Origin of the sequence: Rhizobium album (assembly GCF_003122325.1) — a bacterium.
GTDB lineage: Bacteria > Pseudomonadota > Alphaproteobacteria > Rhizobiales > Rhizobiaceae > Metarhizobium > Metarhizobium album.
In genome coordinates, this window is record NZ_QFBC01000005.1 from 1 (window position 1) to 23,203 (window position 23,203).

Sequence of the window (23,203 nt, forward strand, 5' to 3'; positions counted from 1 at the left end):
CAACCGTCAGTCGCCTGCAGCAGTGCCGCCCTCGTTGGTGAGGCGGTTTATAAGGCCCTCACACCAAACAAGTCAACATCCAATCGTCAAAAAATTGAAACATTCTGAAAAGTGGCTGATTTTGTTGGAGAAATTCGCCTTTTCAGGATTTCTTGCGCGCTTTGCAGGCTTCGGAGAGGCAGCTCCTTTCAGCAGAAGCGGGCGGATATTCGGACCAGGCATCAATCCTCGGCCGCAACGGAACTTTTTCGCTTCGGCGGCGTTGACGATTTGGTGGCGTAAGCCGGTTTTCTGGGCATCGCTGCCCGTGTCCCGCCAGTTCCTTCGCAAAACAGGAGGCAAACATGCTGTTCAAGGATCGCACCTTTCATGGCAATCCGCCACAGGATGAACAGTTGCACGCCCGGTCAGCGCTGGAGGCGGCGGTGGCATCCAAGCTTGCTGCTGCCGGCACCCTGGATGCGTCCGACCTGAACGTCGTCGTTCGGGGATCCGAGGTGGCCATCAGCGGCAGCCTCTCCTGCCGGGAGGAAATCGACCGCGCCATAGAAGTGGTGATGTCGATACCCGGCGTCACCGCCGTCAATCACACGATTTTCGTTCGTTCGCTGTAGTCGTCGATATTGCCTTTGCTGCGCCTCCCGGCGCGGCTTGATCTTTTCAGCCGGAGTTTTCCCGATGATTCTCATCCTGACCGCGGTCGTTTTCGCCCTCCTCGGATTGGCACTGGCAGGCGGCGGCGGCTACCTGGTCGTGCTGGGCGGCAGCTTTTATTACCTGATCACTGGTATCGCCTTCCTGCTCACCGCCTTCCTGCTATTGAAACGCCACGCCGCGGCTTTGTGGGTCTTTGGCCTGATCGTTCTCGGCTCTCTGCTTTGGGCGGTCTGGGAAGTGCAGTTCGACTGGTGGCAGCTGGGGCCGCGCGGCGGCATCGTCATCCTGCTCGGACTATGGCTTCTGACACCGTGGATCCGCCATCCGCTTGGCGTCGTCAGCCCCGCGGGCTATCGTTACGGCGCCAATCCCTGGCCTCTGGCGCTTCCGATCATCGCCGGCATCGCCGTGGCGCTGTATGCGATGACCACCGACCCGCATGACATGGCCGGCGACCTGCCGCAGCAGACGGCGGCAACAACCGTCAGCTTCGGTGGAGATGTTCCCGATGGCGAGTGGCACCAATATGGCCGCACCCCTTATGGTCAGCGCTACTCGCCGCTGACGCAGATCACCAAAGACAACGTCGCCCGATTGACGGTTGCGTGGCAATATCAGACCGGCGACGTCAAGCTCCCCGAGGATGTCGGCGAAACCACCTACCAGGTGACACCGCTCAAGGTTGGCAACAGCCTCTATCTCTGCACGCCGCACAACTGGGCGATCGCGCTCGATGCCGCAACCGGCAAGGAGAAATGGAAATACGATGCCAATGCCGGTCTCAACCCCGACCGGCAGCACCAGACCTGCCGCGGCGTGACCTATTACGCCGACCCTGCGGCACAAGCCGGAAGCGCGTGCGCCACGCGTGTCTACCTTCCGACCTCGGATGCTCGCCTGATCGCACTGGATGCAGCAACCGGCCAGGTCTGCACATCCTTTGCCGAAAACGGCGTGCTGAGGCTGGAAACGGGGATGCCCTACAACCCGGCCGGCTATTATTATTCCACCTCGCCGCCGGTAATCGCCGCCGGCAAGATCATCATCGGCGGCGCCGTCAACGACAACTATTCGACGCAGGAGCAATCCGGCGTCATCAGGGCTTTCGACGTTCAGTCCGGTGCCCTCGTCTGGAACTGGGACTCCGGCAACCCGACCGAAACGACGCCCCTGCCCGCCGGCCAGACCTATACCGCCAACTCGCCGAACTGCTGGTCGGTGTTCAGTGTCGACGAACAGCTCGGCCTCGTCTACATTCCGCTCGGCAACCAGGTGCCCGACCAGCTCGGCATGGGCCGCAGCGAAAACGTCGAGCGCTATTCGTCGTCGATCGTCGCGCTCGAGATCGAAACCGGCAAGGATCGCTGGGTGCGGCAGACGGTGCACCACGATCTCTGGGACATGGACGTGCCGGCGCAGCCCGCGCTTCTCGACATCACCAGGGCCGACGGCACGACGGTGCCGGCGCTGGTCGGCCCCACCAAGCAGGGCGACATCTACGTGCTCGACCGGCGCACCGGCGAGCCGATCATTCCGGTCAAGGAAGTTGCAGCACCCACCGGCGCCATCCCCGAGGATTTCACCGCCCCGACGCAACCGGTCTCCGACCTCACCTTCATGCCGACGGCCCTAACGGAAAAGGACATGTGGGGCGTCACCATGTTCGACCAGCTCGCCTGCCGCATCGCCTTCCACCAGCTGAAATATGACGGGCGCTATACGCCGCCGTCGCTGGAAGGCAGCCTCGTCTATCCCGGCAACTTCGGAACCTTCAACTGGGGAAGTGTCGCCGTCGATCCCGAACGGCAGGTGATGTTCGGCATGCCCACCTATCTGGCATTCACCTCCAGGCTGGTGCCGCGGGCGCAGATCCCGGCGCGCGGACAGGACGAAAAAGGCAGCGAACAAGGCCTGAACCGCAACGACGGCGCTCCTTACGGCGTCTATATGGGGCCGTTCCTCGGCCCGCTGCAGATCCCCTGCCAGGCGCCGCCATGGGGTTATGTCGCGGCGGCCGATCTCAAAACCGGCAAGATTGCCTACAAGCACAAGAACGGCACGGTCTACGACATGACGCCCCTGCCGCTGCCCTTCAAGGTCGGCGTGCCCGGCATCGGCGGTCCGATCATCACCAAGGGCGGCATCGCTTTCCTCGGCGCCGCCGTCGACAATTACCTGCGGGCCTACGATCTCGACAACGGCCGCGAACTCTGGCGCGCCCGTCTTCCGGCCGGTGGCCAGGCGACACCGATGACCTACGAACAGGACGGGCGGCAGTTCGTGGTGATGGTTGCCGGCGGCCATGGTTCGATCGGCACCAAACCCGGCGATTATGTCATCGCTTATACGCTTGCGAAGTGAGAAGGATGGTCGCTGCCCGACCAAGCCGGGACTATCGCATATGAAGCGAGGGGGTGCAGCCTGCTCCTTCTCCCCACGGGGAGAAGGGGAAAGGCGATGTTCACTCCCGGCGGGCGACGACCGGGACGTAATCCTCCAGTTCCGGCGCAGGAAAGCGGATCGTTTCCCCCCGCTCGGCGGACAGATAGAGACCCATCAGCATCTCGACCACGGCCAGGCCGTCCTCGAAGGTTTCGATCGGCCTTTCGCCCTTGCGGAAGCATTCGACCATGTGGCGGTTTTCGTCGGTATAACCGTAGACGCCAGCCTCATCTTCCAGCACCGGCATCAGTCCCTGTTCGGCATTCTGCTTCTCGACCAGATCTTCGCCTTCGCTGCCATGCACGGCGCGGGACATGAAGATTTTCAGGCCGGTGTTGAGCGAGCTGTATTCCAGCGCATATTCCGGGCCGAGCAATTCGAGCTGGATGCGCAGGCCGGCGCCGACATAGGCCCAGGAGGTGGTTGCCTCGATCATCAGGTCGTTGCCCTCCTCGTCGACCAGCGTGACGGTGGCGCGGGCGAAATCCTCGGACGGATGGTTGCGGTAATCGACCTCCCGGCCGAAGCGGCTAGCCAGCTGGTCGGCGTAATGCGGCCGGGTCCATTTCAGGTTGGCGACCGTGCCGTTCACCGCCTTGACGGTGAGCGAATTGCGCGGCTTGCCGGGCTCGGTCAAGAGGTGGCGGGCGACCTCGACGCTGTGGCACATCATATCGGACAGAACGCCGCCGCCCTGCTTGTCGCCCTGCCAGAACCACGGCTCGTGCGGGCCGGAATGCTCTTCCGCCGCGCGGGCGAGATAAGGGCGGCCTGTGGTCAAGGCGGCACGGCGCCAGATGATTTCCTTGCCGCGCAGCACCGGCGTGGCGAAAACCTGGTTTTCGAGATAGCCATGGTTGAGGCCGGCGTCTTCGACCAGCCGCAGCATCTCGCGGGCTTCGCCGACCGTCCGCGCCAGCGGTTTTTCGCAGGCGACGGCAAAGATCCTGCTGCGTTCCGCCTTGACCGCAGCGTGCAGGGCACGCATGACGTCGAGGCGCGTATAGTTGGGCGACAGGATCCAGATGGCGTCGACATCGTCGGCCGACAGCAGGTCATCGAGCGAGGCATGGCTGCGGCATTCGCCGAGCCCGAGCACGGTGACCTCCTCGGAAAAACGAGCGCGCTTTTCGGCGCTGCGGCTATAGACGCCGGTGACTTCGACGTTGCGCACGCCGACCATGGATTTCAGGTGAAAATGGGCGATGAACCCGCTGCCCACGAACCCGACACGCAATGTCTTCTTCGGCAATTCCGTCATGATCTGCTCCTTGAAAAATACGAATATCAAGCCGTCGGCGGCGCCGTGCTGGCGCGAATGAGAAGTTCCGTCGGCATGACGATGGGTTCTGCAGGACCGGCTTCGCCGGCGAGGATGGCAAGCAGTACGGTCATCGCCATCCGGCCGATGTCGAGGCGCGGCTGGCTGACCGTGGTCAGCGGCGGGTAAAAAGCCTGGCTGAGATAAAGATCGTCGAAGCCGACGACGGAGACATCGCCGGGCACATCGCGCCCCATGCGCCGCAGCTGGTGGATCGCGCCGTATGCCATTTCGTCGTTGGCGACGAAGATGGCGGTCGGCGGCTCCGGCAAAGCCAGCAGCTGGCGCACGGCATCGCGGCCGGACTCCAGGAGGTAGTTGCCGTGCTGTTCGTAACCCTCAGGTATATCGAGACCCGCTTCAGCCATAGCGTGACGATAACCGTCGCGACGGCCGACGCTCATGGTTTCCGGCATCGGGCCGGTGATATGGGCGATGCGCCGGTGGCCGAGATCGACGAGGTGGCGGACGGCCGAGCGCGACGCGGCGATATTGTCGATCTGGACATGCGGCAGCCCGGCATTCTCGACGATTTCGAGCGCCACCACGACGGCAAGGTCCTCGATGCCGGCGGGCTGACCCGCAATGTCCCCCGGCAGTTTGCCGGTCATCAGGATCATGCCGTCGGCGTGGCCGTCACGCAGCATGTCGAAATATTCCGCCTCGCGCTCCGGGTCGTTTTCCGTATTGCCCATCAGCACCGAATAGCCGGTGGCGCGGCCGACCGCTTCGACGCCCTTGAGAACGTCGAGATAGAAGGGGTTTCCGACATCGCGCACCACCAGCAGCACTGCCATGGATCGTTGCGTGCGGAGATTGCGTGCCCGCACATTCGGCCGGTAGTTCAGTTCGCGGGCAATCTCGTGAATGCGCCGCCGTGTTGCCTCCGTCACCAGGCCGGAATCGGTCAGCGCCCGGGAGACGGTCGCGGGGGAAACCCCCGCCCGCTCGGCGATGTCCTTGATCTTCGGCCGGTCGTTCATGCCCGCATCGCCCGCCCGCGTCCGTAGAGCAGCATCAACAGCAGCAGCGTCGCGCCAAACACCATCTGGCGGCCGGAATCGGCGATGTTGACGGTGGTCAGGATGCTTTGCAGGATCACCAGCAGCACGGCGCCGGCCATCGTGCCGGTATATCCGCCCTTGCCGCCGGCAAGCGAGGTGCCGCCGAAAACGACGGCGATGATCGACGGCAGCATGTATTGTTCGCCGACATTGGCGAAGGACGAACCGGAATAACCGAGCAGGCAAAGCCCGGCGACGGCGGCGAACATGCCGGATATCACGAAGACGGAGACGCGCATCAGCTTGACGGGGACACCCGCCATGTAGGCAGCGTGCTCGTTGGAACCGATCGCATAGATGCGGTGGCCGAAGACGGTTCGGGTGAGCATCAGCGCCATCAGCACGCCGATCAGCACCCAGAGCCAGATGATGCCCGGCAGGCCGAACAGGAACGGCTGCGTCACGAAACTGGAAAGGCCGGGCGCGGCCTGGCCGGATGGAATGCCCTGGCGCACGACGATCAGCAATCCCTGCAGCACGCCGAGCATGCCGAGCGTCATCACCAGCGGCGGAATGCGCAGCAGCGTTACGCCGAGGCCATTCAGCAGGCCGAAGAAACCGCCAACCGCGAGGCAGGCCAGCACCGCCGGCACGATGCCGATATCGGCGCCGTTCATCACATTGCCACCGACGATGGCCGACAGCGACACGACGCCGCCGACGGAGAGATCGATGCCTTCCCGGCCGCCGAGGATGACGACGTTCTGACCGGCGGCGACGATGCCGAGCAGGGCCGCGACGATGAGCAGGCGGAGGATCTGCTGGCCCGAGGCGAAGCCGGGCGACAGGGCGTTACCGGCAAACAGCAACACGACGATCAGCACCAGGGCGATGACCAGCGGCCGCTTGAGGAATTCGGAGATCGCAGCACCGGTCTTGCCGGCGCCGGTTTCATTCACCATCGTCATGCCCTTGCCCTCCTGCCCACCAGGATACCAGCCATCAGTACGACGAGGATCGCCAGTCCCTGGACGAAATTCTGCCATTCCGACGGCGTGCCGATGAAGAAGACCAGCGAATTGATCAGGCCGATCGTCAGCGCGCCGAGCAGCGAGCCGACCACGGTTCCCCAGCCGCCGGCAAGCGCGCTGCCGCCGAGCACCACCGCCGCGACGCTGAACAGGGTCATCTTGCCGCCGACCAGCGGATCGCCGCTCGCCGTATCGCCGGTGACGCAGAAGGCCGCCAGCGCCGAAAACAGGCCGCAGAGCAGATAGCCCTTGATCCGGATCGGCGTCACCGGAAGGCCGGTCTGGTAGGCGGCCTGCGCGTCGTCGCCGACGGACAGAAGCTGCAGGGCCAGCCGGGTGCGCGAGATGACGAACAGCAGGATTGCCAGTGCGGCGACGATGTAAAACACGAAAGGCAGGCCGAGAAGCTTGCTGCCGTAGGTGCGCCAGAACAGGGCCGGCGCCGGCGTGCCGGCAACCGGCATCACCCAGAGTGCAAAACCGGTGAAGAAGATGCTGGTCGCGAAGGTGGCGACGATCGCCTGCAGCCGCAGGCCGGCGACGACGATGCCGTTGATCAGGCCGCAGACGAGCCCGGCCAGCACGCCGACGCCGAGCGCGGCAAACACCGCCAGTCCCCCGCCCCCCATCTTCTCCATCAGCACGATGATGACGACGTTGACGAGCGAAACGACGGCGCCGGCGGAAAGATCGATATCGCCGGCGAAAATGACGTAGGTCTGGGCGATCGCCAGCATGATCAGCGCCAGATAGGTGCTGACAAGCCCCGTCAGCGAGCGATAGCTCAGGCTGTTGGGCGAGAAGATGCCGTTGAGCGCCAGGAGAATGATCAGGATGCCGAGTGCCGGCAGGAACGGGTAGCGCTCGATCAGGCGCTTGAAGCCGCCCGGTGTCGGCGCTTTTGCGGAGCCGGTTTCAGCCATCACGCAGCCTCATAAGCAGCTTGGTAGAGATTGTAGCGCGTGCGGTCCGCGCCGGTGAGTTCCCGCGTCACGGCGCCGCCGTTGAACACGAGGATGCGATTGGCATTGCCGAGCAGTTCGGCATCCTCCGAAGAGTAGAGCAGGATCGCCATGCCTTCGGCGGCCAGCTGCCGGATCAGGTTGAAGAGATCGGCCTTGGCGGCGAGATCGATGCCTTTGGTCGGATCGTCGAGCAGAAGCACCTCCGGCCGCTCGATCAGCCAGCGGGCGATGACGATCTTCTGCTGGTTGCCGCCCGACAGCGAACCGATCGGATGGGCAAGGCTGGCGAACTTGGTGTGCAGGGCGCCGAGCGCCGGCAGGACCTTGTCGCGCAGCGCCGATGGCCTGGCGAGCAGCAGGCGTTCCTTGAGATAGTGGATCGGCGCCGCATTCTCGACGATCGGCCGGCCCTGGATCACGCCGTCGCGGCCGCGGTCGCCGGACACATAGGCAAGCCCGCTGCGGATCGCCGAGCGCGGATTGGCCACGGCAAGCGACCGCCCCGAAAGCTCCAGGCTGCCGCCGGAAATACTGGAAGCGCCGAACAGCGCGCGCAGCACCGCCGACTGCCCCTGGCCGTGCAGCCCGCCGAAACCGAGGATTTCGCCCGGCAGCACATCGAAGCTGACATCGCGGAAACCCTTGCCGCTCAGATTGCGGACGGAGAGCAGCGGCGCACCCGCGCTCGGCCCGGCCGCCGGCAATTCATGCTCGGCCGACGGCAGGTCGCTGTTTTCGCCGACCATCAGGCGGATCATCTCAGCCGGATCGGTTTCCGACAGTTTTAGCGTCCGGATCGTCTCGCCGTCACGAATGACGGTGGCGCGGTCGCCGATGGCGGTGATTTCGTCCATGCGATGCGAAATGAAGATGATGCCGCGACCCTCGGTCTTCAATTGCCGCAGGATCTCGAAGAAACGATCGACCTGCGCCCGGTCGAGCGCCGATGTCGGCTCGTCGAAGATGATGACCGGCGCTTCGCTGGACAGCGCCTTCATGATCTCGACCAGCTGGCGCTGGTCGGCGCGAAGATTGCCCACCAGCGCTTCGGCGGAAAATCCTTCCCCGGCAACACCCGCAAACAAGGCGATGTAGCGGCTGGCGCGCGCTTCCAGCGCCGCGCGATCGACGAAGATGCCGGATTTTCCCGGCAGGTCGGCGAGGCAGATGTTTTCCGCCACGCTGCGATGTTCGGAGAGGCTGAGCTCCTGGTAGAAGATGCCGATCCCCAGCGCCCTTGCCGCCTGCGGCCCGGAAATGGTCACCGGCCGGCCGTCGATCAGCACCTCGCCCTTGTCGGGGCGGACGCTGCCGGCGACGATCTTGCAGAGCGTGCTCTTGCCGGAGCCGTTGGAGCCGAGCAGCACATGCACTTCGCCGGCTTCGATATCGAGGTCGCCCCGGCGTAGCGCCAGGGTCGCGCCGTAAGCCTTGCTTACGCCGCTGAGGGACAGCTTTGCCATGGTTTCGATCCGTAGGAACCTGAGGGCAATTCCGGCAAACGGGCAGAACGCGGCGTTGCGGGCGGAATTGCGTCAAACAAGGAGGCGGAACATGTTTCGCCTGTCAGGAAAAGCGAAGAGATGTTCCCGGAAAGCCTGCGCCGGAGCCCGTGGCATCCGGCGCAGGATGACTTGCAGCGCTTACTTGAAGAGCGCCGAAGCTTCGTCGATCGACAGGCTGCTCGTGTAGGAGTAGTAGCCCGGCTTGCCCTCAAGCTGCTTGGCGGCATCGGCAACGTTGTTGCTGTCGATGAAGGGGATCGGCAGGTACATGGCGTTCTTGTACTGGCCAGCCGTTGCCGGCTCCTTCAGTTCCTTGCCCTGCAGCATCAGCACGGCGACGTTCAGCGCGCTGGCCATGACGCCGGGCGGGTTGACGGTTGCGCCGGAATTCAGCTTGTCCTTGATCCACAGGTCGATGAAGTCCTTGCGGATTTCACCGGTTGCGGCGATCTGGCTGGTCTTGCCCGCATCCATGATCGTCTTCCACGCACCCGCCGCCATGCCGTCCTGCACCCAGACGCCGTTGATATCGGGATAGGTGGCCAGAATGTTCTGCATCGCCTGCTGGCCCTGCGCCTGATCCCAGTTGGCGTTCACTTCGTTGACGACCTGGATATCCGGATGCTGGCTGAAGACGCTCTTGTAGCCGGCAACGCGCATTTCGTTGGCCGGATGGCCGGCAACACCGTTGATCGCCACGACCTTGCCCTTGCCGCCGAGCGTTTCTGCGAGCCACTTGGCGCCGGCAGCGCCCCATGCCGTCTGGTCGATACCGACATAAACGGCATCCGGCGACGAGACTTCGGCATCGGTAGCGACGACGAGGATACCGGCTTCCTTCGCCTGGGCGAAGATCGGATCGAAGGCCGTCGGGCTGTTCGGGTTGATGATGATGGCGTTCACGCCTTCGCTGATGAAGTTGCGAACATGGGCGATCTGGCCGGGCACGTCGACATTGGCGCTCTGGACGACGACTTCGACATCGACGCCCTTTTCTTTCCACGCCGCGGCCGCAGCCTTGGCTTCGTCGATCATCTGGGTGCGCCACTCGCTGCCGACCCAGCCATTGGACAGGCCGATCTTGAAGCTCTCTGCCGAAGCGCCCGTGGCGGAGACGGAAAGGGTTGCGACGGTAGCCAATGCGATTGCGATGAATTTCTTCATAAAGTCCTCCCAAACTTTGAATGAGAGGATGAAACCAGAAAATGAAATCGATTTCAATAGCCGTTTTTGCCGTTAACGGTAACTTTTCCACGGTTCCGCGAAACGTAGCAGACCGCGCCGTGCCGGCGCGGCCTCATGCCGGGGCAAGGTCAGGCGAGCGCAAAGAGGATGGAGCGGCCAGGCAGTTCACCATCGCTTGCCAGCCTGTCGGCAGCAGCGGCTGGAAGCCCGTAAAGAACCGGGCCACGGATACCGGGGCTTGGAAGCGGCACATCGCCAAAATTGGCTCGCAACTCCAGCCGGCTTCCACCCAATGTCCAATCCACCGCCACCAGCCCCTCCTCGGCCTTGAGGATCTGGCCGCTGTTACCGCCGGCCGTCTGCAGCAGGGGCACGATGCGGGCATGGCGCAGGGCAAGCAGTTCGCCGACCATCGCCAGCCAAGCCCGGCCGTCCGGCCCGCCGCGCCGCGACCAGTCGAGGCGGGATTGGCGAAACGTCTCCCCGTCGAGCGGATCGGGAATGTCGTCCGCCGTCCGGCCTTCGGCGAAACCGCCGAACTTTTCCGCCTCGTCGCGCCGTCCCTCGCGAACACTTTCCCCCAACGCTCCGTCCATGTCGCTGAAGAAATAGAACGGGGTGGTTTCGCCATATTCCTCGCCCATGTAGAGCAGCGGTATCTGCGGCGAGAGCAAGAGCATCGCCATCAGCAACCGGACCGTTGCCGGGTCCGCAAGCGTCGTCAGCCGTTCGCCGAAGGCGCGATTGCCGATCTGGTCGTGGTTCTGGATGAAATTTATGAAGGCGGTGGGCGGCAGATGGCCGCTCGCTTCACCCAGGGGCCGGCCATCGCCAATCTTCGGTATCTCACCCTGATAGACGAAGCCTTCCGCCAGCGACCGGGCAAGCTTGCACCAGCGGTCGTCGAGATAATTGCCGTAATATCCCCTGCCCTCGCCGGTGGCGATCACATGGGCGACATGGTGGAAGTCGTCGTTCCATTCGCCGTCATAATGGGAAGCGTGGCCGTTCTCGTCGCGCTCGTGCAGGGAGGTGATGTTGCGGGCATCCTCCGTCATCAGGTGGATATGGCGGTCGGAAAACGTCGCCCTCACCCGCTCGGACAATTCGATGAGGACATGCTTCGCCGCTTCGTCGTGAATGCTGTCGACGGCATCGAAACGCAGGCCGTCGAGGTTGAACTCCTCCAGCCAATAGAGCGCATTTTCGATGAAGAATGTCCTGACGGGTTTTTTCGTGTAGTCGATCGCCGTTCCCCAGGGCGTGTTCCGGTCGGCATGAAAAAACTGCGGCGCATAATGGTGAAGGTAATTTCCATCCGGTCCGAAATGATTGTAGACCACGTCGAGGAAGACCATCAGGCCCAGCCGATGCGCCGCGTCGACAAACGCCTTCATCGCGTCCGGCGAGCCATAATGCCGCTGCGGCGCATAGAGGAAGGCGCCGTCATAACCCCAGTTCCGATCTCCGGGAAAATGCGCGACGGGCATGATTTCCACCGCGGTAATGCCGAGATCCGCCAGGTCGGGCAGCCGAGCCGTAGCGGCATCGAAGGTGCCCTCGGATGTGAACGTGCCGATATGCAACTCGTAGATGACCGTCTCGTGCCACGGACGACCGCGCCATAACGGCACCTGCCAGCGATAGGCTGCGGGATCGGTGACGATGGAGGGGCCGTGCTGGTCGACCGCCTGGGCGCGGGCGGCAGGATCGGGCACCGCCATCCCGTCCGACATCACGAAGGAATACTGCGCCTCCGGGCTCACCTTTGGCACGACGACTTCGAACCAGCCGTCATCCCGGCCGGCCATCGGCTTGTCCGCGCCCCCAAGCCTCAGCGACACGCTGGACTGATTCGGCGCCCAGATTCGGAAAAGCACATTGCCGTCGTCGAGGATTTCCGCACCCCAGCTCTTGCGGAACCGGCGAAGCCGTCTTTCGGCAGAATGCGTGGAGGAAGGGAAGGCAATCGAGGGATTTTCCATGCAGTCTCCGTGATCTTTCCGTTGGCCTCCAGAAACAGCCGTACCGCACAATTGTTCCGCTCCGTCGATTAACGCTGTCAGGCATCCTCTCCCAATTCGGTCAGCAGCTGCCGACGGGCACGGTTGAGGCGGCTTTTGACGGTGCCGACGGCGCAATCGCAGATTTCGGCGGCGGCCTCGTAGCTCTCGCCCAGGACCACCACCAGCGTCAGGATCTCGCGATATTGATGCGTCAGTTTGGCGAAGGCGTCTTCCACCTCGCGAGCCCGGATGCTCCATTCCTGCGTCGCATCCAGGGAGAGCATTTCATTGGAGCAATTTTCCAGTCCCGGCACCTCCCGCTTCTTCACCTTGATGCGCGTATAGAAGGTGTTGCGCATAATGGTGAACAACCAGGATTTCAGCCGCGTGCCGGGCTCGAACTTGTCGAGATTTGCGAGCGCCTTGAGAAGAGTTTCCTGAACGAGGTCGTCGGCATCGGCAGGATCGCGGCAAAAAGTGCGCGCAAAGGCACGCAGAGCGGGGATAAGCTTGACGATATCGTCACGTGCAACGTCGACGCTCGGTTGTAAATCGGACACCGGTTTTACCTCTCCAGCGCAATATCGGGAAGTGACGCTAGTCAACGTCGCTGCTTCGGGTTTGGTTCCGTGTCCTTGCGCTGGCGAAGGCCAAGTTTCCGCGGCGCAATGCTCGATCAAGTCAACGGCGATAAAACGCATCGACACGGTTGTCCGCCGATCCCCGGATTTGCATTGGCACCGCTTTGCAATATGCTTGCTCGCACAGACAATGGGCCTGAAATGACGACGACCGACAAAGATGAAAATGACGTGTTGAGCCAGGAAGTGGCGCTGCTGCTCAAGGAAATCGAGAAGGAGGCCGTGCCGGACCGGCTTCTGGTGTTGGCGAAACAATTGCAGAAGGCCCTGAACGACCGGAAGCCACAGTCATAGTTCCTTCAAGGGCAACGACAATCCGTCACCGTCACCTTGCCATCCCGATGCGAGCACGCTCTTGACGTCTTCTCCGAGCAGCAAAGCCGACGACACCCTAAACGCCTTCTTCGCCCGCGATGCCGTCGAGGTCGCCCGGGAGCTGATCGGCTGGCAGGTCGCCGTCGAAGGCGTCGGCGGCATTGTCGTCGAAACGGAAGCCTACCGCCCGGACGACGAAGCTTCGCACAGTTTCCGAGGGCCGACAAACCGCAATGCCGCCATGTTCGGCCCCGCCGGGCATGCCTACGTCTATCGCTCCTACGGCATCCACTGGTGCCTGAATTTCGTCTGCCTGCCGGGAAGCGCCGTGCTGATCCGGGCATTGCAGCCGACGCTCGGACTTGCCGACATGCAGAAGCGCCGGGGAACGGACGACCTGCGCAAGCTATGTTCGGGGCCCGGCAAATTATGCGCCGCACTTGGGATCGACATCACCCGGGACGGGCTGCCGCTCGATTCGCCGCCGTTTCTGCTGACAGCGGGACAGGCGGAGCACGTGCTGTCGGGTCCCCGGATCGGCATCAGCCGCAACATCGCCGCACCGTGGCGCTTCGGGCTGGCCGGCTCGGCTTTCATCAGCCGAAGGTTTGCCCCGGCAGCACCCTGACAGCGAAAACCCTGTCCTGCGCCAGCGCGGTGAAAAACGCCGGAACATTGCCCGGGCCTGCGAGTTTGATGCTGGCAACACCCGTTCACAGGAGAAAAATCAATGGCGGACAAAACCCTCGACGATCTTTTCTACGAAACCCTCAAGGACATCTATTACGCCGAGCGCAAGATCCTGAAGACGCTGCCGAAGATGGCGCGCGGCGCCCAGGACGAGAAATTGCAGGCGGCCTTCCTCAAGCATCGCGACGAAACCGAGACGCATGTCGAGCGCCTGCAGGAGATCTTCGAGAAGATCGGCAAGCGTGCACGTGCGAAGACCTGCCCCGCCATCGACGGCATCGTCGAGGAAGGCGAGGAGATCCTCGAAGCCTTCAAGGGGTCGCCGGCCATCGATGCCGGGCTTCTGGCGGCCGCCCAAGCGGTCGAGCATTATGAGATCAGCCGTTACGGCACGCTGAAGGCGTGGGCCATGCAGCTCGGCCACGACGACGTCGCCAAGCTTCTCGACACGACCCTGCAGGAAGAAGGGAAAACCGACGAGACGCTGACCAAGCTCGCGGAGACCGCCGTCAATGGTGCGGCAAAGCAGCGCGCCGCCTGAGTGATCCTTCGCGTCCGCGAAAGCGGACGCGTCCCCCCGCCGGATCGAGATAGACACGAAGAAGCCGGCCATGCGAAGCATGGCCGGCATCAAAACCAATGGAGATCGACACGATCAGTTTGCGCGTTTTTCACCCGGGTTGGATTTCACGCCGGTGACAGCGATGCGCATCATGTCACCCTTTAACGTCTGGCAGCGGAGCACGATGCGCTCATGCTGCCTGACGCGCTCGGCATGTTCGTTCGCGGCCTTCACCGCCAGATCGTAATTGGGGTAGATGGCAGACTGGAAACCGTCCATGACGAACATCCAGCCATTGTCATGCGGTAGAACATCACAAAAATATTGGTTCATTTCTTCCTCCCATACCTACAGAATTCCGCAGGAGGCCGATTGTTCCCGACGCACTGCACAATTTTTTCATGGATTGGGCGATCGCGGCAGGTTTCCGCGCTTTCCAATCCACCACGCCTGTGGAACTATCGGTGTTGCGTCGTCGTTTAACGTGCTGTCCATACGGGGAGATCGATCCATGGCGGAAACCGTGTACGAACGAGTTAAAAAACGAGCCTACGAAATCTGGGAAGAAGAAGGCAGGCCTTGGGGCCGGGATGCCGTGCATTGGGAACGTGCCAACCGCGAGATTGCCGATCAGACGGATACGGAAACACCCGTTCGAGTGGCATCGATTATCGAGGAAGCGACAACAGAGATCGTCGATGCGGACGTAAAGGCCCCGGCCAAACGCCGCACCAAAAAAGTCGCCGTTTAAAACCCGCGTTACAATTTGCTTGCGTCCGGGCGCCCGCGTTGCGGGCGCTGTGGCCTTTTGACCTGTTGACGGTGGGGAATCCGTCGTGATTTAATCCTTCTGCAGCGGAACGGTTTGTGTCTGTCCTCGTTATGTCTGGCGAGCGTGAGTTCCGGTCTGTTTTCCTTTTCCCGGCCTGTTGCTGGATCTGCGTTACTCGTTTGCGCTTCACATTGATTGTTTGTGTGCAGGCGGCTCGAAGGAGAGTCCGCCGATGCAAGGGGATGCGGCATTCATGAAGATACTCTCGGTTACATCGGAAATATTCCCACTGATCAAGACCGGCGGCCTGGCGGACGTTACCGGATCCTTGCCGAAATTCCTGAAGGCCTGCGGCGTCCATACCAAGACCCTGGTGCCCGGATATCCCACCGTGTTGCGCAAACTGAAGGCGATGGAACCGCTCGTGGTCTTCGACGAGGTATTCGGCGAGCCGGCAACCCTGATGCAGGGCCGCCATGGCGACCTCGACCTTCTGGTGTTGCATGCGCCCGGCCTGTACGACCGGCCCGGCGGCCCCTATGTCGACGACGGCGGCAATGACCACGAAGACAACTGGCGCCGCTTCGCGGCCCTCTCCGTCGTCGCCGCCGAAATCGCCGGCGGCCTGCTGCCGCACTGGCAGCCGGATGTGGTTCACACCCACGACTGGCAATCGGCCCTGACATCCGTCTACATGCGGTACGGCAAGGGCCGCGACATCCCCTGCGTGCTCACGGTTCACAACCTGGCATTCCAGGGTCAGTTCCATGCCGGCATCCTCGAACATCTCGGCCTGCCCTTCGACGCCATGAACATAAACTGCCTCGAATATCATGGCGATGTCAGCTTCCTGAAAGGCGGCCTGCAGACGGCCAATCTTATCACCACCGTCAGCCCGACCTATGCGCGCGAAATCCTGACGCCGGAATTCGGCATGGGCATGCAAGGCGTGCTCAACGAGCGGCGGCCGGACCTGATCGGCATCGTCAACGGCATCGACCCGGACATGTGGAACCCCGCGACCGATCCCGCTCTCCTTGCCAACTACGATTACCTCGGCCTCAGGTCGCGGCGCATAAATCGCCGCCGGGTCGAAGAGGAATTCGGGCTACACCACGACGACAGCCTGCTGTTTGCGGTCGTCAGCCGGCTGACCTGGCAGAAAGGCCTCGACATGCTTGCCGAGGTCGCCGACGACCTGGTGGCGAACGGCGGCAAGCTGATCGTCTTCGGCAAGGGCGATCGGTATATCGAGGACATGCTGGCCGGTGCCGCCGCCCGCCATCCGGGCCGGATTGCCGTGCGCATCGGTTACGACGAGCCGACGGCGCATCTGATTCATGGCGGCGTCGATTCCATCGTCCAGCCCTCCCGCTTCGAACCTTGCGGCCTGACGCAGCTTTATGCGCTGCGATACGGCAGCGTGCCCGTCGTATCGCGCACCGGCGGGCTGGCGGAAACGATCATCGACGCCAACGATGCCGCCGTATCGGCACGGGTCGCCACCGGCTTCCAGTTTCATCCGGTCGACACGGAAGGCCTGCGGCTGGCGCTGCACCGGGCCTTCGCCGCCTATCGTGATCCGCGCCGCTGGGCGCGGCTGCAGCATCAGGGCATGAAAGCGCATTTTTCCTGGGATCGCAGCGCACAGCAATATGCTTCGTTGTATGGCTCGCTGATCGCCCGCCGAAGCCCAACGCTGGACTGGGCAATCAGGGCCACCGGCTGACAGGCGACGACCCTGGCGAAAAGGGCGGGAGCCGAGCACCCACCCTTCTGTTTCCGACCGCGCATATTACCGGCTGCGCTTCTCAAGCCCGGCGAAAAAGCGCCAGGCTGCGGTTTTCCATTTCGAAGACATCGCCCGTCGAGAATGTTTCACCGGATCGTTCCGGGTCGACGGTGCTGAGTTCCAGCGCCCAGGTGCCGCTATGCGACGCCGGCAGGACGAAGGGCACCGCCCCGTCGTGCGGGTTGAACAGCATCATGACCTCCGTCCAGGTGTCGGCATCGCCATCATCGCCGTTCATCGACAGCTGCACGCCGATCGTCGTGCCGCCCGGATCATCCCAATGCTCCGGCAGCTGCTCGCCGCCATTGCAATTGAGCCATGTGACGATCATCCCGTCACGCCAGCTGTCGCGGCGGAAGATCGGCTGCTCGGCGCGGATCTTCGTCAGGCGCCGCACGAAATCGCGCAGGATCTCCGCGGACGGCGGCAAGTCTTGCCAGTGCAGCCAGCTCAACTCGCTGTCCTGGCAATAGCCGTTGTTGTTGCCCATCTGGCTGCGGCCGAACTCGTCGCCGCCGAGCAACATCGGCGTGCCGTGCGAAAGGAGCAGCGTTGCCAGGAAATTGCGCTTCTGGCGGTCGCGGACGGCATTGATTGCCTCGTCATCGGTCGGGCCTTCCGCACCGTAGTTGAAGCTTCGGTTGTGGTCGTGGCCGTCCTTGTTGTCTTCGCCGTTCGCCTCGTTGTGCTTCTCGTTGTAGGAAACGAGATCGTTGACGGTAAAGCCGTCATGGGCCGCGATGAAATTGACGCTTGCCCAGGGGCGACGGCCGCGCAGATCGTAGATATCGCCGGAGCCCAGTACGCGCGCGGCAAAATCCGGCGCGGTGCCGTCCGCATCAAGCCAGTATTCGCGCACCGTGTCGCGGTACTTGTCGTTCCATTCCGCCCAGCCGGGCGGAAAACCGCCAAGCTGGTAACCACCGGGACCGACATCCCAGGGTTCGCCGATCAGCTTCACCTTGGACAGGACGGGATCCTGCGTCATCACGTCGAAGAAGCCGCCGCGCTGGTCGAAACCTTCCGGCTCGCGGCCGAGGATGGTGCCGAGATCGAAGCGGAAACCGTCGACATGCATGTGCTCCACCCAATACCGCAACGAATCGGTGATCAGCTGCAGCACGCGCGGATGCGAGGTGTTGACGGTGTTCCCCGTGCCGGTGTCGTTGATGTAATAGCGGTGGTCGGTCGGCATCGTCCGGTAGTAGGAGAAATTGTCGATGCCCTTGAACGACAGCGTCGGGCCAAGCTCGTTGCCTTCGGCCGTGTGGTTGTAGACGACGTCGAGGATGACTTCGACGCCGGCATCGTGGAAGGCACGCACCATGGCGCGGAAGCCGTCGACGCCGTTCGGGCCGAAATATCGGGACGCCGGCGCGAAGAACGCGAGCGTATTATAACCCCAATAATTCTTCAGCCCCCTGTCGATCAGGTAGGAATCATCGGGAAACTCGTGGACCGGCAGAAGTTCGACGGTGGTGATGCCCAACCCCTTGATGTAATCGACCGCCGCCTTGTGGCCCAAGCCTTCATAGGTTCCGCGCAGCGCTTCGGGAATGCCGGGATTGAGCTGGGTGAACCCTTTGACGTGGGTTTCGTAGATCACCGTCTGCGACCAGGGGATGTTCGGCTTCACGTCGCCGCTGGCATCGTAGGTCGAGGGGTCGACGACGCGGCATTTCGGCATGCCGGGGGCGCTGTCGCGCTCGTCAAAGGTCAGGTCCTTGTCCTCGTGCAGCAGGTCGTAACCGAACAGCGCCTCCGACCATTGTATCGGACCGACGAGCTGGCGGGCATAAGGATCAATCAGCAGCTTGTTGGGATTGAAACGATGGCCGTTGCCGGGATCGTACGGGCCATGGACGCGGTAACCATACAGCGCTCCCGGCTTAAGGCCGGGGACGAAGCCGTGCCAGATCTCGTTGGTGAATTCCGGCAGCGTCAGCCGTGCGATCTCGGTCTGGCCGCGTTCGTCGAAAAGGCAGAGTTCCACCCGTTCGGCATGGGCGGAAAACAGCGCGAAGTTGACGCCGTCGCCCTGCCATGTTGCGCCCAGTTCGGTCCAGGTTCCGGATTGGATCGAATAGCCGCCATTCGTCGATGTCATGTGTGAAAACCCCCGAATTTTCTTCGGCAGGTTAAATCCTCACGGCCCGCTTGGTTCCGTTGCAGTGCAAAAAATTCAATCGGGCCGCATCGACACCCGTCATACGGGCGCAGACGATGCCAGGCGTTTCCAGATCGGCGTCATCGCATCGACGATGTCGCGGTGCAGGGCATAGCGGCGGTCGTAGAGTGCCTTGAGCTGCGGATTGGGCTGGTAGCTGCGGACCACCTCGGTCATGGCGGCAGCGCCCGCCTCGAAACCGCCGAACAGGCCGACGCCGATGCCCGCCGCAATCGCCGCGCCCAAGGCGCCGGTTTCCCGCGACCGGGCCACGGAGACGGGCACACCCAGCACGTCGGCGAAGATCTGCGGCCAGACGGCGCTGCGCGAACCGCCGCCCGACAGGACCGCCTCGTCGAAACGCGCACCGGCGCGCCGCAGATTGTCGATGTGCCAGCGATGCCCGAAGGCGACGCCTTCGAAGACCGCGTGCAGCAGATGCGCCTTCGTATGCCAGCCGCCGACGCCGTAGAAGCCGGCGCGGGCGTTGCCGTCCTGCTGCGCGCCGTAGACATAGGGATGATAGTGCGGATTGTCGTCGACTGGCGCCACCGATCCCGCCAGTTCGCTGCAGAGTTCGAAGGGTGAACGGCCGTCCGGCCGCTCGTCGGCAAAAAATTCCCGCACGATCCATTCCAGGTTGGCGGCCGAAGTGGCGCTCGATTCGATGGCCATGTAGCGTTCGTGGTCGAAGCTCGACGACATGAACACCGGGCCGTCCAGGGCCGGTCGGTCGATGACCACCTGGTTGATGCTCCATGTGCCGGCGATGATCGACGCAGCCCCCGTGCGCGCCACGCCGGAGCCGAGCGCGCTGGCGATGACGTCGAACAGCCCGGCAATGACGGGCGTGCCCGCCTTCAAGCCGGTTTCCGCCGCCGCCTTTTCGCTGACATGCCCGGCGATCTCGGCGCTTTCCAGCAGCCTTGGCAGGGTGTCGAATGCCTCTTCCAGCCCGTAGGCCAGCATCAGCGACCGGTCGTAGCGCCGCTCCGCCACATGCAGCAGCCCGCAGCCGATCATGTCGGAGACTTCGCTGACCCGTTCGCCGGTCAGCCGGTTGACGATGAAATCCTTGCAGAGGAAAACCGTGCCGATCCTGGCGAACATCTCCGGTTGGTGGCGCTTGAGCCAGGCCATCAGGGTCGGCGTCTGTGCCGGCCAGGGACGCTGCTGGCCGATCGGATAGGTCCGGTCGCCGACGCCGGCGGCCTGCCACTCCTCGACAAGCGCCGAAGCGCGCGTATCGATCGACTGGATGCCGAGCAGCGGATCTCCGGCCTTGTCCAGGGCATAGAGACCGTTGCCGTGGCCGGCGCAGCCGATGGCGGCGATTTCGGCCGGCGAAATGCCAGCCTGTTTCAGGCAGGAGGCAATGACGAGGCGGGCATTCTGCCAGAGTTCATCGAGACCGCGCTCGACATGGCCCGGCCGCGGCATGCGGCTGTGGCCTTCCTCCGCGGCAGCGGCGATCTCCTTGCCCTGCAGGTCGAAGATCACCGCCTTGATGACGGTGTTGCCGGCATCGATCCCCAGCAGATATTCACCCATATGTGCCTCCTCCCAAAGGTTTTCGCTGGCCTATCAGCCCTTCTGATACAGTTCAAAGGCCTCTTCGCCGCCGGCATCGTCATGGACGATCGCCATCAGCCCGCGCACCACGGCGCTGGGATTGGCATGCTGATAGATGTTGCGGCCGTAGACCATGCCCTTGGCGCCCTGCGCCATCAGCGCCGCCGACTTGTCGAACACCGCACGCAGGTCTTCCTTGCCACCGCCGCGGACGAGCACGGGGCAACGGGCCGCCTGCACCACGCGGTGGAAATCCTCCGGGTTGGTGGTCGGGTCGGCCTTGATGACGTCGGCACCCATTTCGCTCGCCAACCGCGTCAGCGTCACGATCTTTTCGGCGTCGCCGTCGACCATGTAACCGCCATGTTCGGCAACAGGCAGCATCGCCAGCGGCTCGATCATCAGCGGCATGCCGTATTTTTCGCAGTCGGCGCGCACGCGGGCGATGTTCTGCACGCACTGGCGGAACAGGTCGGGCTCATCCGGCAGCATGAACAGGTTGACGACGACGCAGGCCGCATCCATCTGCAGCGCGCCGACCAGCGGTTCGGCCTCGTTCTGCAGCACCGCCCACATGGCGCGATGGCGGATCTTGTTGTAGGGGTTGCCCATGTCGATGCGCATCACCAGCGCCGGCTTGTCCTTGCCTTCGATCGACTGCAGCAGATCGGCGGCACCATAACTCATCTGGATCGCGTCCGGATTGGCCGCAACCAGCGCCTTGACGACGCCTTCCATGTCTTCGAGGCCGGAGAGAAAGCTCGGCTCGTTGCAGACGCCGTGATCGATTGCCACGTCCAGGCAGCGGCCACCGCCGAACAGCCGGTTCATGCGGGCCTTGTGGTTGGTCTTCATGTTCAGTCTCCTTGGGAGTTGCGTGCGATAAGGGTTTTAGCGGAAACGCCGTGACGTTCGGCCATGAGATCGAGGAAAAGCGCCCGCTCTGCCGCACGGCGCTCGTCCGGCCACTGCCGCTCGGTGGCGAGAAGATCGAGAATGGCATCCGCAAGCTGCATCGATATTTCGCCGGTAATGGCAAGCGTCGTGCGGCGCAGGATAATGTCTGCGGGATGTTCGACCGCCTCGTTGCGGATAAGATACAGGATCTCCCGGCGGGAATAAGCCGCCCCCGGCAGCGGCGCATCGTCGCCTTCGGCGATAAACGCCGCAATGGCCGCAGCCTTGGTGCCGTAACGGCGGAAAAGCAGCTCCGCCTGCGCCAATGTCAGACGGTGCCTTTCCGCCAGCCGCGCCACCCAGTCGTTGCGGTTGGCCGGATAATCGCGGCCGCCGCCGATCGCCCGTTCGGTGGTCTCGACGCGGCGCGGCAACGCCAGCCGTTCGAGCACCATGTCGGCGGCCAGCTCCCCGAAGGAGCGGAACGTCGTCCACTTGCCGCCGATCATGCACAGCACCGGCTGCTCGCCTTCGATGACGGTGCAGAAATGATCGCGCGGGATGCGGCCGGTAAAGCTGTCGTTGCTGGCCGGCAGCGGCCGGACGCCGGCGAACTGGAAGACGATCTCCTCCGGCCGGATGCGGATCTCCGGCAGGACGAAAGCCAGCGACTGCAGGATGTAGTCGCGTTCATCCGGCTCGCAGCGCACCACTTCGGGATTATCGACGCGAATATCGGTCGAACCGATCAGCACCTTTCCGAGATAAGGAAACAGGATGCAGATGCGGCCATCCTCGTTTTCGTAATAGATCATGTGGTCGCCGAGTGCCGACTTGAGCGCGTCATTATCAACGATGAGGTGCGAACCTTTGGTGCCGCCCATCAGCGGCCGTTCCGATTTCACCTCCAGAGCACCGTTTGTCAGGTCGATCCAGCCGCCGGTGGCATTGACAATCATTTTCGGCGTAACGGAAACCCCTTCGCCGGAAATCCTGTCCTCGATCACCAGCCCGCCATCCGTCCCGCGATGCGCTTCGGCGTAATTCAGCGCATGCGCGCCGGCATGGGCCGACAGGCCGTCCTCCAGCAACTCGATGCCGATACGTTCGGGATGGCTTACCCATGCATCGTAGTAGGTGGCCGAATTGCGGATCGACGGATTGAGCGCCGGCCATTTCGCCAGCGTTTCCCGCCGGCTGCGGAACTGGTGCTGCGGCATCATCCGCCGCGCCTTGGTGAAGAAGTCGTAGATGCTGAGGCCTGCCTTGATGACCACGGCGCCACGGCGGCTCGGGCGCCGGGTGAGGCCGAGGAAACGGACGATGCCGTTGCCGATGCCGGAGAAGACATCGAAGATCGGCACCGTCGTCGGCAGCGGGCCGACATAATGCGGCGCATTGGCCAGAAGCCGGTCGCGCTCGAACAGCGATTCCTTCACCAGCTTGAACTCGCCGTTTTCCAGGTAGCGCAAACCGCCATGAACCATGCGGGACGGAGCGGCGCTGGCACCGGAACAGAAATCGTGGCGCTCGACGAGCAGCACGTCGACGCCCTGTAGCGCCAGTTCGCGGAAGACGCTGACACCATTGATGCCGCCGCCCACCACCAGCACGTCCACCTGACCGCGGACGCGGAGTTCATCCATCACATGTTTGCGGTTCATGACCTGTCGTCCGGT

The 23,203-nt window shown here is 63.1% G+C and carries 20 protein-coding genes; 7 read left to right on the plus strand and 13 right to left on the minus strand.

The features are described from left to right. Positions 1-344 precede the first annotated feature (344 nt). Together DEM27_RS13005 and DEM27_RS13010 are read left to right on the plus strand one after the other, a co-directional pair. Positions 345-614 (plus strand): BON domain-containing protein, encoded by a 270-nt coding sequence (locus tag DEM27_RS13005; protein ID WP_109458680.1) that lies wholly within the window; start codon positions 345-347, stop codon positions 612-614. A gap of 64 nt (positions 615-678) precedes the next feature. Continuing rightward, positions 679-3,018, plus strand: a complete 2,340-nt coding sequence (locus DEM27_RS13010; protein ID WP_109458681.1) for a glucose/quinate/shikimate family membrane-bound PQQ-dependent dehydrogenase — start codon at positions 679-681, stop codon at positions 3,016-3,018. Between the two features lie 100 nt (positions 3,019-3,118). Here the strand turns inward: DEM27_RS13010 and DEM27_RS13015 are convergent, their stop codons facing one another. The 8 genes from DEM27_RS13015 to DEM27_RS13050 form a co-directional block, all read right to left on the minus strand. After that, positions 3,119-4,360, minus strand: coding sequence for a Gfo/Idh/MocA family protein (locus DEM27_RS13015; protein ID WP_109458951.1), 1,242 nt, complete (start codon positions 4,358-4,360; stop codon positions 3,119-3,121). A gap of 26 nt (positions 4,361-4,386) precedes the next feature. Beyond that, positions 4,387-5,403, minus strand: coding sequence for a LacI family DNA-binding transcriptional regulator (locus DEM27_RS13020; RefSeq protein WP_109458682.1), 1,017 nt, complete (start codon positions 5,401-5,403; stop codon positions 4,387-4,389). Further along, positions 5,400-6,386 (minus strand): ABC transporter permease, encoded by a 987-nt coding sequence (locus DEM27_RS13025; RefSeq protein WP_109458952.1) that lies wholly within the window; start codon positions 6,384-6,386, stop codon positions 5,400-5,402. Before DEM27_RS13025 ends, DEM27_RS13020 begins: the two co-directional genes overlap by 4 nt. Before the next feature lie 2 nt (positions 6,387-6,388). Beyond that, positions 6,389-7,378: an ABC transporter permease gene (locus DEM27_RS13030; RefSeq protein ID WP_109458683.1), complete on the minus strand. Its 990-nt coding sequence runs from the start codon at positions 7,376-7,378 to the stop codon at positions 6,389-6,391. Next, positions 7,378-8,883 (minus strand): sugar ABC transporter ATP-binding protein, encoded by a 1,506-nt coding sequence (locus DEM27_RS13035; protein ID WP_109458684.1) that lies wholly within the window; start codon positions 8,881-8,883, stop codon positions 7,378-7,380. The genes DEM27_RS13030 and DEM27_RS13035 overlap by 1 nt, the downstream gene beginning before the upstream one ends. A gap of 180 nt (positions 8,884-9,063) precedes the next feature. After that, positions 9,064-10,089, minus strand: a complete 1,026-nt coding sequence (locus tag DEM27_RS13040; RefSeq protein ID WP_109458685.1) for an ABC transporter substrate-binding protein — start codon at positions 10,087-10,089, stop codon at positions 9,064-9,066. A gap of 149 nt (positions 10,090-10,238) precedes the next feature. Further along, positions 10,239-12,095: a malto-oligosyltrehalose trehalohydrolase gene (treZ, locus tag DEM27_RS13045; protein ID WP_109458686.1), complete on the minus strand. Its 1,857-nt coding sequence runs from the start codon at positions 12,093-12,095 to the stop codon at positions 10,239-10,241. Between the two features lie 77 nt (positions 12,096-12,172). Then, entirely contained in the window at positions 12,173-12,676 is a 504-nt protein-coding gene (locus DEM27_RS13050; protein WP_420028822.1) for a sigma-70 family RNA polymerase sigma factor, read from the minus strand. 222 nt (positions 12,677-12,898) lie between these two features. On the opposite strand from DEM27_RS13050, the gene DEM27_RS33995 reads away from it, so the two are divergent. The 3 genes from DEM27_RS33995 to DEM27_RS13060 all read left to right on the plus strand — a co-directional run bounded on the left by DEM27_RS33995 (position 12,899) and on the right by DEM27_RS13060 (position 14,303). Continuing rightward, a complete protein-coding gene (locus tag DEM27_RS33995) occupies positions 12,899-13,051 on the plus strand; it encodes a hypothetical protein (protein ID WP_165823415.1) in 153 nt (50 codons plus the stop codon). Positions 13,052-13,112: 61 nt separating this feature from the next. Next, entirely contained in the window at positions 13,113-13,700 is a 588-nt protein-coding gene (locus DEM27_RS13055) for a DNA-3-methyladenine glycosylase (protein ID WP_109458688.1), read from the plus strand. 102 nt (positions 13,701-13,802) lie between these two features. Further along, the gene (locus tag DEM27_RS13060) at positions 13,803-14,303 is read left to right on the plus strand and encodes a YciE/YciF ferroxidase family protein (RefSeq protein ID WP_109458689.1); all 501 of its coding nucleotides are present in this window, start codon (positions 13,803-13,805) and stop codon (positions 14,301-14,303) included. A gap of 114 nt (positions 14,304-14,417) precedes the next feature. Here the strand turns inward: DEM27_RS13060 and DEM27_RS13065 are convergent, their stop codons facing one another. After that, the gene (locus DEM27_RS13065) at positions 14,418-14,657 is read right to left on the minus strand and encodes a hypothetical protein (protein WP_109458690.1); all 240 of its coding nucleotides are present in this window, start codon (positions 14,655-14,657) and stop codon (positions 14,418-14,420) included. A gap of 178 nt (positions 14,658-14,835) precedes the next feature. Here DEM27_RS13065 and DEM27_RS13070 point away from each other — a divergent pair, with 178 nt between their 5' ends. Together DEM27_RS13070 and glgA are read left to right on the plus strand one after the other, a co-directional pair. Further along, the gene (locus DEM27_RS13070; RefSeq protein ID WP_109458691.1) at positions 14,836-15,075 is read left to right on the plus strand and encodes a DUF2934 domain-containing protein; all 240 of its coding nucleotides are present in this window, start codon (positions 14,836-14,838) and stop codon (positions 15,073-15,075) included. A gap of 274 nt (positions 15,076-15,349) precedes the next feature. Continuing rightward, entirely contained in the window at positions 15,350-16,825 is a 1,476-nt protein-coding gene (glgA, locus tag DEM27_RS13075) for a glycogen synthase GlgA (protein WP_109458953.1), read from the plus strand. Between the two features lie 82 nt (positions 16,826-16,907). On the opposite strand, the gene glgX is transcribed toward glgA, so the two are convergent. The 4 genes from glgX to DEM27_RS13095 form a co-directional block, all read right to left on the minus strand. After that, the gene (gene glgX, locus DEM27_RS13080) at positions 16,908-18,995 is read right to left on the minus strand and encodes a glycogen debranching protein GlgX (protein ID WP_109458692.1); all 2,088 of its coding nucleotides are present in this window, start codon (positions 18,993-18,995) and stop codon (positions 16,908-16,910) included. A 99-nt stretch (positions 18,996-19,094) separates the two neighbouring features. Next, positions 19,095-20,606 carry an FGGY-family carbohydrate kinase gene (locus tag DEM27_RS13085; protein ID WP_109458693.1) on the minus strand — a complete coding sequence of 504 codons (1,512 nt, stop codon included), beginning with the start codon at positions 20,604-20,606 and terminating at the stop codon, positions 19,095-19,097. Positions 20,607-20,639: 33 nt separating this feature from the next. After that, entirely contained in the window at positions 20,640-21,482 is an 843-nt protein-coding gene (locus DEM27_RS13090; RefSeq protein ID WP_109458694.1) for a class I fructose-bisphosphate aldolase, read from the minus strand. Positions 21,483-21,484: 2 nt separating this feature from the next. After that, on the minus strand, positions 21,485-23,188 hold the full coding sequence (locus DEM27_RS13095; RefSeq protein ID WP_109458695.1) for a glycerol-3-phosphate dehydrogenase/oxidase: 1,704 nt from the start codon (positions 23,186-23,188) through the stop codon (positions 21,485-21,487). Positions 23,189-23,203 lie beyond the last annotated feature (15 nt).

Coding starts and splice junctions, on each gene's coding strand:
- glgA (WP_109458953.1), top strand. CDS start 15,350: ATGAAGATACTCTCGGTTACATCGGAAATATTCCCACTGATCAAGACC.
- DEM27_RS13090 (WP_109458694.1), bottom strand. CDS start 21,482: ATGAAGACCAACCACAAGGCCCGCATGAACCGGCTGTTCGGCGGTGGC.
- DEM27_RS13085 (WP_109458693.1), bottom strand. CDS start 20,606: ATGGGTGAATATCTGCTGGGGATCGATGCCGGCAACACCGTCATCAAG.
- DEM27_RS13030 (WP_109458683.1), bottom strand. CDS start 7,378: ATGGCTGAAACCGGCTCCGCAAAAGCGCCGACACCGGGCGGCTTCAAG.
- treZ (WP_109458686.1), bottom strand. CDS start 12,095: ATGGAAAATCCCTCGATTGCCTTCCCTTCCTCCACGCATTCTGCCGAA.
- DEM27_RS13070 (WP_109458691.1), top strand. CDS start 14,836: ATGGCGGAAACCGTGTACGAACGAGTTAAAAAACGAGCCTACGAAATC.
- DEM27_RS13015 (WP_109458951.1), bottom strand. CDS start 4,360: ATGACGGAATTGCCGAAGAAGACATTGCGTGTCGGGTTCGTGGGCAGC.
- DEM27_RS13035 (WP_109458684.1), bottom strand. CDS start 8,883: ATGGCAAAGCTGTCCCTCAGCGGCGTAAGCAAGGCTTACGGCGCGACC.
- DEM27_RS33995 (WP_165823415.1), top strand. CDS start 12,899: ATGACGACGACCGACAAAGATGAAAATGACGTGTTGAGCCAGGAAGTG.
- DEM27_RS13095 (WP_109458695.1), bottom strand. CDS start 23,188: ATGAACCGCAAACATGTGATGGATGAACTCCGCGTCCGCGGTCAGGTG.
- glgX (WP_109458692.1), bottom strand. CDS start 18,995: ATGACATCGACGAATGGCGGCTATTCGATCCAATCCGGAACCTGGACC.
- DEM27_RS13060 (WP_109458689.1), top strand. CDS start 13,803: ATGGCGGACAAAACCCTCGACGATCTTTTCTACGAAACCCTCAAGGAC.
- DEM27_RS13010 (WP_109458681.1), top strand. CDS start 679: ATGATTCTCATCCTGACCGCGGTCGTTTTCGCCCTCCTCGGATTGGCA.
- DEM27_RS13020 (WP_109458682.1), bottom strand. CDS start 5,403: ATGAACGACCGGCCGAAGATCAAGGACATCGCCGAGCGGGCGGGGGTT.
- DEM27_RS13005 (WP_109458680.1), top strand. CDS start 345: ATGCTGTTCAAGGATCGCACCTTTCATGGCAATCCGCCACAGGATGAA.
- DEM27_RS13025 (WP_109458952.1), bottom strand. CDS start 6,386: ATGGTGAATGAAACCGGCGCCGGCAAGACCGGTGCTGCGATCTCCGAA.
- DEM27_RS13040 (WP_109458685.1), bottom strand. CDS start 10,089: ATGAAGAAATTCATCGCAATCGCATTGGCTACCGTCGCAACCCTTTCC.
- DEM27_RS13065 (WP_109458690.1), bottom strand. CDS start 14,657: ATGAACCAATATTTTTGTGATGTTCTACCGCATGACAATGGCTGGATG.